Here is a 13,084-nt window from a genome sequence, read left to right as displayed (position 1 = left end):
AAGCCGATTTCATACTACAGAAATCGGCCTACGTTTTAGCAGGAAAATTATTGCGAATTGTTTCAAGCGCACGCTCTTTCACAATTTGTTTCCCATACTCACTCACACGATGAATTGTTAAAGTTGATTCTTCTCCATATTCTAAAATAATACTTAAAATACGATCAATTTCTTCTTCATCATGTAGCACTTCATCGAATTCCACATATACATAATAGCGGTCATCAAATGAATACAGCTCATCTTTTATATCTTCAAAGATAAGACGATGACTTAATGAAATAACATCTTCAAAATCATTAAACTTAATTAAAAAGCCAAACGTACCATCTTCATTAAAGTTTGTTCCCGTTTGTTCTTCTACCTCTTCCACTAATTCTTGCTGGAATAATGACTCGATACCCTCATCTAAAGGAATGTCTATAATTTTGTCTACACCTATCGGTAGCTCTAGCTTTTGTCCATCCTTTGAGAGCTCGGCTTTCGTGACAAGTACTTCAATCCCTTTATCGACTGCTTGCACTTGAATCCATAACGGTCCATCAATAAAGAAGTCATCATGATCACGAGCTTCGTCCATCATCTCCCAAAAGAGCTCTTCACTACGTTCGCGGTCATACCAAATTTCTTCACGATTAAACCCTCTGTCCTCTATATCAATGTACGTAATAAAAAACTTCATCGTATGATCGTTAATTCTTTCAATTTCCAAAATACAACTCTCCCTTCCTGTTTAGAATTGTTATGAAGGGATCCCCCACTCATATGACAAATCAATAGATTCTTGTACTCTCATTTTATGATAAGATTCTCCAGAAGGGAAATAAAATCGATTTATTTTACAAAAATAGTTATATGCCTATCTTTATTCGATTGTCTACATAAATATATCATTATGACAATTCTTTACACACGAAAAATTTGGACATACATTTCTATATTCCCCCGTACACTGTAATAAAGTGAAACTTCTATTAGAGGAGATTATTTAGTTCCCACTTTCTTCATCACATACATATATTTCGCTTATTAAAACATCATAAATGGAGGCAGACGAATGGACTTAGAGTTTTTAACATCTGTACTAATGATTGTCGGTATTGATGTTGTATTAGGTGGTGACAATGCAATTGTCATTGCATTAGCTAGCCGGAATTTACCTGAAGCAAAACGAAATAAAGCCATTTTGATCGGTACTCTTTTAGCAATTGTGCTACGAATTCTTCTTACAATAATAGCTGTCTACTTACTCGACATTCCATTTTTACAGCTTATCGGCGGCATTTTACTTACATTCATTGCAGTAAATTTATTAACTGATAATAGCAACGATCTTTCTTCTATTCAAGGGAAAACAACTTTATTCCAAGCTGTGCGTACAATTGTATTCGCGGATCTCGTTATGGGGTTTGACAATGTCATCGCTATTGCAGGTGCGGCTCACGGAAGATTATTACTCGTCATAATCGGGTTACTCATTTCTATTCCGATTATTATTTGGGGCAGCAAACTTATTTTAATCCTTATGGAACGCTTTCCACTTCTCATTTATTGCGGAGCAGCGATACTCGCCTATACAGCTGGAAAGATGATTACACACGAAGACAGACTTGCAACCTTTTTTCATAACAACCAAAGTTTCACTACAAGCATTCCTTTCTTGTTCATTTTCACTGTTCTATGCATCGGTATTATCGTTCAACAAGTTCGCATACGAAATGTGAAACAATAAAAAAAACCTTCTACTATATAATAGGTAGAAGGTTTTCATATTATTATAATTAATTTACAAGACGTTGTGCTTCACGTAATTGGAACGTTCTTACTGTACGTGGTAAGAAACGACGGATTTCATCTTCATTGTAACCTACTTGAAGACGCTTCTCGTCAATCATAATTGGACGACGTAAAATCCCTGGATAGTCACGAATCATCTTATATAAATCTTGAAGTGGTAAAGACTCTAAGTTTACATTTAATTCTTGGAAAACTTTCGAACGAGTAGAAATAATCTCATCTGTTCCGCTTTCTGTCATACGTAAAATCTCTTTAATTTCCTCAATCGTTAATGGATCTGAGAAAATATTACGTTCTGTATAAGGAATATGATTTTCCTCTAGCCATAATTTCGCCTTTCTACAAGACGTACAGCTTGGAGAACTATATAATGTTACCATACAAAGCTCACTCTCCTTAAAGAGTACAAATTCTGTACTAATTACAGTTTAAAATTCTAACTTCAGCAATTTTTCGCGATAACTTGTCTTATAACAAAGTACAAAAATCGCATTTCATGTAAGCAACAACTTATAATAAACAACAATTACTTTTAATAAGTAACTTCTATAATCATTATACAATAGATTTTGCAAGAAATATACAGTAAATTTCCTACTAGTTGAGAAAACTCTTCCGCGTATTCCACTGCTATGTAACATGATTACGCTCACTTTAGCTGTACTTTAACAATGACCTTCAAACCTTTTAATACTCACTTCCCATTGATTTTTCATATAATATATAGTTATTTATCTATAATTTCACCTAAAAAAAGAGAACGTTTTCTTACTTTTTCTTGATAAATCAATTAAGAAATGTAAGACTATATAAATGAGAATCAAAAGGAACATTTGTTCTTATTTTAACAAACATTCTCCCTCCTGTCTACACGATTTCTAAAGTAAACCAAATATTTTTCTGACATTTCTTTCTTTTTTATCTTTTATCTCATACAATAAAAATACAGACAGGCAAAGGGGGAATTTGCAAATGATTGCTTTTTTTATTGATTTTGTTACTGTTGCTGCCCTCATCATCGGAATCACAGCATTGATTGGTGTCATTTCAAATAGCATCGGTGAAAAACTCTTTGGCGGAAAAGAAAAAATGAAGTTTGTTAACAAAAGTTTGGATGTACAATCCGGATGGAACCAAGTTGGTGGGAAAGGTATTTATAAGAAACGTACGTATTAAAAAAAAGCAGGTAATCACCTGCTTTTTTCTTATTTCTCTACTGACGCCCATTTAAAGCTTAAATCGCCACCATATTTATGGTTGTACATATTTTTAATTGAATCTCTTTGTAAGTATGCTCTACCACGTTGATATACTGGAACAATCGCAGCATCATCAAGTAACATTTTCTCTGCTTCTAGTAAGTTTTTCCAACGAGCATTTACATCGCTTCCATCTTTCTTCGCTTTCATGATAATCTCATCATATTTCGGATTAGAATATTTCATTTTATTTTGTGATCCGTCCGTTACAAACATATCAAGGTATGTAACTGGATCTGGGAAGTCTGCACTCCATCCAGAGAATGACATGACGTAATCGCCCGCATCTTCTAATTTTAGTTTTTGTGCAAATGGTTGTTGTTTAATTTTCACTGTTAAACCTGGTAAATTCTTTTCTAACTCACCTTTTAAATATTCACCAGTTTTCTTCGATAATTCAACGTCTTCATTTAATAGCTCTAATTCGATTTCATTTTTACCAAGCTCTTTTTTACCAGCTTCCCAATACTTCTTCGCTTCTTTCACGTTTGGTTTTACAATATCTCCATTTACAGCACGGAAGTCCTTTTTATCCGGTCCTTTAATGAAGTTATCAGGAATTAATCCTGTCGCTGGCTTAGAACCGTTATTTAATAGCGTGTCAACAAACGGCTTACGTTCAAAAGCAAGAGAAATTGCTTTACGAATATTTTTATTTGCTAACGCTGGATCTTTTTGATTTAAACGAAGGAAGAATACAGATGTATCTTCTACTGTTTGGAAATCTGGTTTTCCTTTATATTTATCGATGAACTCTGCTAATAACGTCGCTCGATCGACTGCGTTTGTTTCATATAAATTGATTGGCGTAGACGTATCTTTTACAATATTAAAGTTTACTTCCTCAATCTTCACTTCTTTATTTTCCCAATAAGATGGGCTCTTTGTCATTTTAAAGCTACGTTCATGTTGCCAATCACTTAGTGTAAACGGTCCATTATATAGTGTTGTATTTGCTTCTAAACCAAACTTCGTCCCCTGCTCTTTTACAAACTTTTCATTCACAGGATAGAAGATTGGATATACCATTAAATCTACAAGATATGGAATTGAATTGTCTAATTCCACTTCTAATGTATAGTCATCAATTGCTTTTACGCCTAATTGGTCTGGACTCATCTCTTTTTTATTAATTTTCTCTGCATTTTTTATATCATACATAATGTACGCTGATTTCGCAGCTGTGTCTGGGTTAATCGCTCTTTGCCATGCGTACACGAAATCTTTCGCCGTCACAGGCTCACCATTTGACCATTTTGCGTCTTCACGTAATTTAAATGTATATTTTTTACCGTCTTCTGACTTTTTGAATTCCTTCGCTACACCTGGAACTAGCTTATCATCTTTTCCTAAACTGTATAAGCCTTCCATCGTATTAGTCATTACTCTTGAAGAAACTGCATCAGCTGATAATGCTGGATCCATCGTTGGAATTTCTTGCGTTTCAATTAAGTTAATAACTTGCTTCGCACCGCTCTTCCCGCTATCCCCTTTTGCGTTCGCTTGCGATTGTTCATCTTTTTGATAACTACATGCCCCTAAAATCATGCTCATTGCTACCGTTGATAATACAAAAACCGGCATCTTTTTTTTCATATTTCCACCCTCCATAAAAATGTTAGCCCTTTCATTTTCAAACAAAAAGAAATATATATATGTTCTAATAATTCATATTATACACACAAATATATTTTTTGTATATTTATATTTCTATCTTATTAAAATTTCCTGTGAAAAAATAAATCTTTGAAAACGTTTCATATTACCAGTTTACCCGACTGAAGTGTCGGAAATAACAAATTTTACACTTTTCTAAATTATCAGAGAAAAACAAATTTTATATTTTATAATATTTTTTGTATAATTATCCTTCTCTTTTTAGCATAAAATGAAGGTCTCTTCATATTAAAAATATGCAGGTTAAAATGAGTGCAAAGGATAAGAAAGTATGTTACGATACACTTTGCTAAAAATAGATATCGGTAAAGAGGGGACGGACATGACAGCAATTCACTCAAAAAACGGGCCGACAGAAAAATTAAGTTTATTCTTATTAACATGGCCTATTTTTCTAGAAGTTTTTCTTTTTATGTTGATGGGGATCGCTGATACTTTCATGTTAAGTGCATTATCAGACGATGCTGTATCTGGGGTTGGTGCAGCGAATCAATATCTTCATATCGCTATTTTGGTACTAGAAGTAATCGGGAATGGCGCTGCGATCGTCGTATCTCAATACCTCGGTTCCAAACGTTTTATGGAAGCATCTAAAATATCAGCATTAGCCGTCACATTAAATTTAGTGGTCGGACTCGTTATAAGTGCTGGTTTTCTTTTATTTTCAAAACATATGATGATGGCAATGAATTTACAAGGCGATGTACTAACGTATGCACAAAGCTATTTATCCATCGTCGGAGGAGCCATTTTCCTTCAAGCTATTATTAACTCGTTAGCCGCAATTATCCGCGTTCACGGCTTTACAAAGCAAGCAATGTTTGTTTCGCTTGGAATGAATATTATTCATATCGCCGGAAACTACGTACTTATTTTCGGGAAGTTCGGTTTCCCTGAACTTGGTGTACAAGGGGCCGCGATTTCTTCTGCTGTCAGTCGACTACTGGCACTGATTGTGTTCTTCTGGTTACTATACCGCGTTATGGAATACCGTGTAAAATTACAATATTACTTCACCTTATCAAAAGAATACGTGGGGAAAATTTTAAAAATTGGCATTCCATCTGCTTTTGAACAAGTCATGTATCAAGCTTGCCAAATTGTCTTCCTGTACTACGCAACTTACTTAGGAACAGAATCGTTAGCTGCTAGACAATATGCTACTAACATTTCCATGTTTACTTATTTATTCGCAATTGCAATCGGTATGGGAACAGCTATTATTGTGGGACGCCTAGTTGGCGGAAATGAAAAAGATGAAGCATACACACGTGTATGGAAAAGTGTACAATGGGCAATTGGTGTGACTTTATTTATGGTCGCTCTCGTTATTACATTCCGCACACAATTAATGGGGGTATTTACTGATAATCCTCATATTATCGCTCTAGGGGCAAGCGTTCTTTTACTAAGTGTACTACTCGAAACAGGACGTACGATGAACATCGTCATCATTAATTCCCTTCGTGCAGCCGGTGATGCAAAATATCCAGTTTTAATTGGTGCGTTCTCTATGGTGTTAATGAGTTTGCCACTCGGTTACTTTTTCGCCTTCCATTTAGATATGGGACTCGTTGGTATTTGGCTAGCGATTGCTATCGATGAATGGACGCGGGCAATTATTATGTTCTTCCGCTGGAGAAGTAGAGCATGGGAAAGTTACGCACTTGTTAAGCCGAATGATGAGCAAGCAGAGAATGTTTCTGTTCAGGCGCAGTAACACTTCTTTGATTAAGGTGCATTTATTGATAAATGCACCTTATATCGATGATTCTTTAAATATATCGACTTATCGACAAATATAGTAAAAAAGGTCATTCTTCCGTAACGGAAGAATGACCTTTTTTTTATTGATAAATCTCTTTATATTTCTTATACTCTGCTTCAGAACATAATACGAAATGTCCTGGGCGAATTTCACGCATTGTTGGTGCTTCATTACCATAATCATGCTGCGATGGATCGTATACGATACGTTTACGATTGCGCTCATAATCTGGATCTGGAAGCGGAATCGCTGATAATAGTGATTTTGTATATGGATGAATTGGATTCGCATATAACTCATCACTTGTTGTTAGCTCAACGATTTGACCACGATACATTACGCCGATGCGGTCACTAATGTATTTTACCATTGATAAATCATGGGCAATGAATAAGTATGTTAAACCTTTTTCTTTTTGTAACTGTTTCAGTAAGTTTACAACTTGCGCCTGGATCGATACGTCAAGTGCTGAGATTGGCTCATCGGCAATGATAAATTCAGGTTCTACAGCAAGCGCACGAGCGATACCGATACGTTGACGTTGTCCACCCGAGAATTCGTGCGGGAAACGGTTTGCGTGTTCTTTATTTAAACCAACTGTGTTTAACAGTTCATGAACACGGTCCATACGTTCTTTTTTACTTTTTGCTAATCCGTGAATATCAATACCTTCTGCAATAATATCCCCTACTGTCATACGAGGGTTTAATGATGCATATGGATCTTGGAAAATCATTTGCATTTTACGGTTGAACTTCTTCAGTTCTGCGCGTGATTTCTTACCATGTACGTTTTCACCATCGAACAACACTTCACCAGCAGTTGCATCATATAAACGAATAATCGTTCTTCCAGTTGTTGATTTACCACAACCAGATTCTCCTACAAGCCCGAATGTTTCTCCGCGGAAAATATCAAATGAAATATCATTAACCGCTTTGACAACACCACCACTCACGTCGAAGTGTTGTTTTACATTTTTTACTTCAATTAATTTCTCACGTTGTTTAGTCATGTTGTTCACCTGCTTTCATTTGAAGAATACGTTTTTCAACAACTGCCGGCGGTTTTACTTCTGGTGCTTGCTCGTGAAGTAACCAAGTTGCCGCATAGTGTGTATCACTTACTTTAAATAAAGGTGGTTCCATTTCAAAATCAATTTTCAGCGCCTGTGGGTTACGTGGTGCAAAAGCATCACCCTTTGGCGGTTTTAATAAGTCAGGAGGCGTTCCTGGAATCGCATATAGCTCTTCCTCTGATCCATCTAAGCTTGGCATAGATGCGATTAAGCCCCATGTGTACGGATGTTTTGGGTTGTAGAAAATTTCATCTACAGTTCCAATTTCAACAACTTTACCAGCATACATAACCGCAACTCGGTCAGCAACGTTTGCTACTACACCTAAGTCATGCGTAATGAAAATGATTGCTGCTTCTGTCTTTTGCTGAATGTCTTTCATAAGCTCTAAAATTTGCGCCTGAATCGTAACGTCTAGCGCTGTTGTCGGCTCATCGGCAATTAATAATTTCGGGTTACAAGCTAACGCCATCGCAATAACTACACGCTGTCTCATACCACCTGAGAATTGGTGAGGATATTGTTTTAAACGTGCTTCTGGATTTGGAATACCTACAAGGTCGATTAATTCTAACGCAACTTTACGTGCGTCTCCTCTACTCATCCCTTGGTGTTTAATAAGACCTTCCATAATTTGATTCCCAATTGTCATCGTTGGATTTAATGATGTCATTGGATCTTGGAAAATCATTGCGATATCTTTACCACGAACTTGCTGCATTTCTTTTTCCGTTAATTTCGTTAAATCACGACCGTCAAATACAATCTCTCCATTTTTAATACGGCCTGGAGGATTTGGGATTAACCCCATTAGCGCTTTAGAAGTAACTGATTTCCCAGAACCAGACTCTCCTACAATCGCTAATGTTTCCCCTTTTTTCAAATCAAAAGTAACTCCGCGCACTGCTTGTACTTCACCTGCATGTGTATCAAAGGAGACTTGTAAATCTTTTACCTCTAACAATGTTTTCATTTTTACTTCTCCCTCCTCGTTTACTTACGCATTTTTGGATCTAACGCATCGCGTAATCCATCTGCCATTAAGTTGAATGCTAGAATTAACATACTGATGACAACCGCAGGGATGAACATCATGTGTGGATACGTTTGAATAGATTTATAACCATCATTTACAAGAGAACCAAGTGACGCGAATGGTGGCTGAATTCCTAAACCAATGAAACTTAAGAACGCTTCACCAAACACCGCTGATGGAATTGTGAACATTGTCATTACGATAATAGGTCCCATTACGTTTGGAATTAAATGTTTCACAATTAATTGTGTATTTGTTGCACCTAATGTACGAGATGCTAATACATATTCTTGGTTTTTTAACTTTAGGATTTGTCCACGAACAATCCGCGACATCCCTATCCAACCTGTAATCGCCATCGCGAGTGTGATTGACCAAATACCAGATCCCATAATGATTACCATTAAAATAACGATGATTAAGTATGGAATACCGTTAATAATCTCCATAATACGTTGCATAATATTATCTACTCTACCGCCGTAGAATGCTGAAATACCTCCGTATGCAACCCCAATTACTAAGTCAATTGCTGCTGCTAAAAGAGCGATATATAATGATACGCGTGTACCTTCCCATGTTCTTGTCCATAAGTCACGGCCAAGATCATCTGTACCAAACCAGAAGTACTCTTTAATATCACGTTTTTCATATTGGTCAACACCATATTGATCTGTACCGTCAAATGGTAACCAATGAACATTTTCAATAACTGGAATTTTTGGTGGTAATTTCGCACGACCTAAATCTTGCTCTTTATACGAGTGTTTACTTACCATCGGTCCAAAAATCGCTAATAGCGCAATGATTACTAATAATACAAGGCCAAGCATCGCACCTTTATGTTGGAACAAACGTCTTCTTACATCTTGCCAAAACGTTAAGCTTGGACGGGCAATGACTTCATTATCAACATTATTTTGATTGGCTTGTTGAAATAAATCTGGAGATAATTTTTGTACATCTTTCATCATTTTTTCCCTCCCGCTAAACGAATACGAGGATCAATAATTCCGTATAAAATATCGACAATGAAAATAACTAAAATGAAGATTGCACTATAGAAAATCGTAGTTCCCATAATAACTGTATAGTCATTTAAAGTAATCGATTTAACGAATTGTTCCCCAAGTCCTGGTACAGCATAAATTTGCTCGATAACAAGTGTTCCTGTAATTAATGCCGCAACCATTGGTCCTAAAATTGTTACAACTGGAATTAACGCGTTACGAAGTGCGTGTTTTACAATGATAACGCCTTGACTAATTCCTTTTGCTTTCGCTGTTAAAATATAGTCTGACTGCATAACTTCAATTAATTCTGCACGAGAGAAACGTGCGATTGTTGCGATAACCCCCATCGATAATGCAATTGTAGGCATTACAGTAAACTCTGGTCCTTTCCAGAATGCTACCGGGAACCAACCAAGTTTTACCCCTACGAAATATTGTAGTAATGCGGCGAATACGAATGATGGTACCGACATTCCGAGTACCGAAATAACTGTTGCACTATAATCCACCCACGTATTATTACGAAGTGCGGCAACAATACCTAAAATTAAACCGATAAATGTCCCTAATATAATCGCTTGTAAACCTAATTGGGCTGATGGTCCAATACGATCCACAATCATGTCTGTTACTGGGCGGTTATCATATTGGAATGATACCCCTAAATCACCTTTTGCTAAGTTACCTAAGTAACGTGCGTATTGAACTGGTACCGGATCATTTAATCCGTATTTTTCAAGAATGATTTCTTTTTGTGCCGGTGATAGCTTCTCCTGGTTTTTAAGCGGAGAACCCGGAAGTAATTTCATCAAAAAGAAAGTCAGTGTAGTAATTAAAAATAATGTCAAAGCCATGTACACGAAACGTTTTAATACATAACGTCCCATAGTCAAGCACCTCCCCGTTTTTCTCAAAAGCAATAAGATAGTTTAAAATATTCTTACTTTTATTTTTTTAAAATAAGAGCATATGCCCATCATAGGCATATACCCTTGTAAACGATGGAAAAAAAGATTATTTTTGTTCAACAGATGCCCATTTGTAAGTTAATTTACCACCATAGTTAATTGGGATAATATTTTTTACGGCACCTTTTACTACATACGCTGAACCTTTTTGGAAGATTGGAGTGATAACTGCATCCTCTTTAATTAACATCTTCTCTACTTCTAGAAGGTTGTTCCAGCGAGCTTGTAAATCTTTTGTATCTGTTTTAGCTTTTAGGATTAACTCATCATACTTCTGATTAGAATACCCTGTTTTATTTTGAGAACCATTCGTAACAAACATATCTAAATATGAGATTGGATCTGGGAAATCTGGTCCCCAAATACCAAACGCAATATCATATTGCTGAGAATCTTCTAATTTATTTTTTTGTGCGAATGGTTGCTGTTTAATTTTAATTGATAAACCTGGTAAGTTCTTTTCTATCTCACCTTTTAAGAATTCACCAACTTTTTTAGCATCTTCATTATCAAAGTTTAAGAATTCTAGTTCGATTTTATCAGTTCCAAGCTCTTTCTTCGCTGTTTCCCAAAGCTTTTTCGCTTCTTTTGGATTTGTTTCAACTAGCTTTCCATTTTCAGCTCGGAAATCTTTTTTATTCGGACCTTCAGCGAAATCTTTTCCAACAAATCCGTAAGCTCCAATTGCACCGTTATTTAAAATAACTTTCGCAATGTTATCACGGTCAAAGGACATTGAAATTGCTTTTCTTAAGTTTTTATTACTTAAGTACTGATTACTTTGATTAAATCTTAAGTAAGCAACCCCTGCTTCTTTTCTTGTTTGGAACTCTGGGCTTTGTCTAAACTTATCAACAAATTCAGACGTTAAAGCCGCACGATCAATCGCGTTTGTCTCATATAAATTTACATCAGTTGCTGTATTTTTTACAATATTAAAGTTGATTTCTTCGATTTTAACCGTTTTATTATCCCAATATGAAGGATTCTTCTTGAATTGGAAACTTTGTTCATGTTTCCAATCACTCATAACGAATGGACCGTTATATAATGTTGTATTTGCCTCTAAACCAAACTTATCACCTTGTGCTTTTACAAAGTTTTCATTTAGCGGGTAAAATACTGGATAAACTGTTAAATCGATAAAGTAAGGAACGGGATTGTCTAATTCCACTTCTAATGTATAATCATCAATCGCTTTTACACCTAATTGGTCAGCAGGTAATTCTTTTTTATGAATTTTCTCTGCATTTTTAATATCGAACATAATGTACGAATACGTTGCTTTTGTATCTGGATTTACGGCTCTTTTCCATGAATACACAAAGTCTTTAGCTGTTACAGGTTCCCCATTTGACCATTTCGCATCTTTTCTTAATTTAAATATGTATTTCTTCCCATCATCTAGCTTTTCGACATCTTCTGCAACGCCAGGCATTCTCTTTTGATCTTTGCCAATACGATATAAACCTTCCATCGTATTATTTAATGCTGTAGAAGATGAAGAGTCAGATGCTAATGATGCATCCATTGACGGAATTTCAGATAACTCTGTTAAATTAAGAATCTGTTTTCCGTTACTACTACTCGTAGCGTTCTCTTTCCCTTTTGCTTTTGCGTCATCTTTTTGGTAGCTACACGCGCCAAGCAACATACTTGCAGTTAAAGTTGATGCAAGTAATAACGGTATCTTTTTCTTCATGTTGTGTTGCCTCCCCTAATTGCACTTCCTGTACCCTCACTTGTTAAAAAGTAGAATTGAAAGAATAATCTCCAAGTTTCTACAATTTTCATTATACATATAATACGACGATTGTGAATATAGTTTTTTGTTTTTTTGTTAAAATTTTTAATAAAATGTTTATATTTTTAATTTTTCGTAAAGGGATACGTTAACATTGCTACCATCATCTTAAAATCAGACCTTTAATTGCGTATAATTTTCAAAAAATTATTTCTAGTACTTATTATAGCTTTTATAGTATAATAATTCTAGTAATATTTTGACGGAGGGGAATATTTTGAATAAAGTTTTTTTTCATACTTGTATACTAATTTTTATAGCGATGATTGCTTCTAGTATTGGTGCATTCCTCATTTCATCTCAATTTTTGTTGAACTTTGTCAACATTTCGTTTTATATCGCGCTATTTTTTATTCTGATAGGTGGTTTTTTATTCATATTTCAAAATGGATTTTTCAATGTAACTCTTTACGCTTTCCAGAGAGTATTTGGTACGAACAAAAAAATAGACTCGTTAATTGAAGAATCCGAGGAACCGGTGAATAAGAAAGAACGTATTTATAAAACATATTCATTCAAATGGACATATCCTATTTGTATTACAGGTATCATACTCGGAGCGTTCTCGACTCTCATTAGCTTTACTATTTTGATGTAGTTTGCAAACACTATCCCATATGATATAATTATCAGCAAAACATTTTGTTATAAAACTTTAGTTCTTTCATATTAAAAGAGCTCAGT

At 35.4% G+C, this 13,084-nt stretch carries 12 protein-coding genes; 4 read left to right on the top strand and 8 right to left on the bottom strand.

The features are described 5' to 3' along the window. Window positions 1-28: 28 nt before the first annotated feature. Window positions 29-712, bottom strand: coding sequence for an adaptor protein MecA (gene mecA / locus JDS98_RS13370; RefSeq protein ID WP_000402125.1), 684 nt, complete (start codon window positions 710-712; stop codon window positions 29-31). Window positions 713-1,057: 345 nt separating this feature from the next. On the opposite strand from mecA, the gene JDS98_RS13365 reads away from it, so the two are divergent. Continuing rightward, window positions 1,058-1,732, top strand: coding sequence for a TerC family protein (locus JDS98_RS13365; protein WP_199633968.1), 675 nt, complete (start codon window positions 1,058-1,060; stop codon window positions 1,730-1,732). A gap of 49 nt (window positions 1,733-1,781) precedes the next feature. Here JDS98_RS13365 and spx read toward each other — a convergent pair whose 3' ends face one another. Next, the gene (gene spx / locus JDS98_RS13360; protein WP_000258267.1) at window positions 1,782-2,177 is read right to left on the bottom strand and encodes a transcriptional regulator Spx; all 396 of its coding nucleotides are present in this window, start codon (window positions 2,175-2,177) and stop codon (window positions 1,782-1,784) included. Between the two features lie 592 nt (window positions 2,178-2,769). Here spx and JDS98_RS13355 point away from each other — a divergent pair. Continuing rightward, on the top strand, window positions 2,770-2,973 hold the full coding sequence (locus tag JDS98_RS13355) for a hypothetical protein (protein WP_000559975.1): 204 nt from the start codon (window positions 2,770-2,772) through the stop codon (window positions 2,971-2,973). 29 nt (window positions 2,974-3,002) lie between these two features. On the opposite strand, the gene JDS98_RS13350 is transcribed toward JDS98_RS13355, so the two are convergent. Then, entirely contained in the window at window positions 3,003-4,652 is a 1,650-nt protein-coding gene (locus tag JDS98_RS13350; RefSeq protein WP_000728607.1) for a peptide ABC transporter substrate-binding protein, read from the bottom strand. A gap of 352 nt (window positions 4,653-5,004) precedes the next feature. Between JDS98_RS13350 and JDS98_RS13345 the strand changes: the two genes are divergently transcribed. Continuing rightward, window positions 5,005-6,453, top strand: a complete 1,449-nt coding sequence (locus JDS98_RS13345; protein ID WP_199633967.1) for an MATE family efflux transporter — start codon at window positions 5,005-5,007, stop codon at window positions 6,451-6,453. Window positions 6,454-6,580: 127 nt separating this feature from the next. Here the strand turns inward: JDS98_RS13345 and JDS98_RS13340 are convergent, their stop codons facing one another. The 5 genes from JDS98_RS13340 to JDS98_RS13320 all read right to left on the bottom strand — a co-directional run bounded on the left by JDS98_RS13340 (window position 6,581) and on the right by JDS98_RS13320 (window position 12,298). After that, complete coding sequence (locus JDS98_RS13340; RefSeq protein ID WP_000166337.1) at window positions 6,581-7,516, bottom strand: ABC transporter ATP-binding protein; 936 nt, start codon at window positions 7,514-7,516, stop codon at window positions 6,581-6,583. After that, window positions 7,509-8,552 carry an ABC transporter ATP-binding protein gene (locus JDS98_RS13335; protein ID WP_000854341.1) on the bottom strand — a complete coding sequence of 348 codons (1,044 nt, stop codon included), beginning with the start codon at window positions 8,550-8,552 and terminating at the stop codon, window positions 7,509-7,511. The genes JDS98_RS13340 and JDS98_RS13335 overlap by 8 nt, the downstream gene beginning before the upstream one ends. A gap of 20 nt (window positions 8,553-8,572) precedes the next feature. Next, the gene (gene opp3C, locus JDS98_RS13330) at window positions 8,573-9,589 is read right to left on the bottom strand and encodes an oligopeptide ABC transporter permease (protein ID WP_000974107.1); all 1,017 of its coding nucleotides are present in this window, start codon (window positions 9,587-9,589) and stop codon (window positions 8,573-8,575) included. Further along, on the bottom strand, window positions 9,586-10,515 hold the full coding sequence (gene opp3b, locus JDS98_RS13325; RefSeq protein ID WP_000534168.1) for an oligopeptide ABC transporter permease: 930 nt from the start codon (window positions 10,513-10,515) through the stop codon (window positions 9,586-9,588). Before opp3b ends, opp3C begins: the two co-directional genes overlap by 4 nt. 127 nt (window positions 10,516-10,642) lie before the next feature. Beyond that, complete coding sequence (locus JDS98_RS13320) at window positions 10,643-12,298, bottom strand: peptide ABC transporter substrate-binding protein (protein ID WP_098911381.1); 1,656 nt, start codon at window positions 12,296-12,298, stop codon at window positions 10,643-10,645. 319 nt (window positions 12,299-12,617) lie between these two features. Between JDS98_RS13320 and JDS98_RS13315 the strand changes: the two genes are divergently transcribed. Continuing rightward, window positions 12,618-12,998 carry a DUF3899 domain-containing protein gene (locus JDS98_RS13315; RefSeq protein ID WP_001045000.1) on the top strand — a complete coding sequence of 127 codons (381 nt, stop codon included), beginning with the start codon at window positions 12,618-12,620 and terminating at the stop codon, window positions 12,996-12,998. Window positions 12,999-13,084 lie beyond the last annotated feature (86 nt).

The sequence above is a fragment of the Bacillus cereus group sp. N11 genome (assembly GCF_016483605.1).
Classification (GTDB): Bacteria; Bacillota; Bacilli; order Bacillales; family Bacillaceae_G; genus Bacillus_A; species Bacillus_A toyonensis.
Note: the sequence above shows the minus strand (reverse complement) of the source record. Positions and strands in the feature narration are given on the sequence as shown.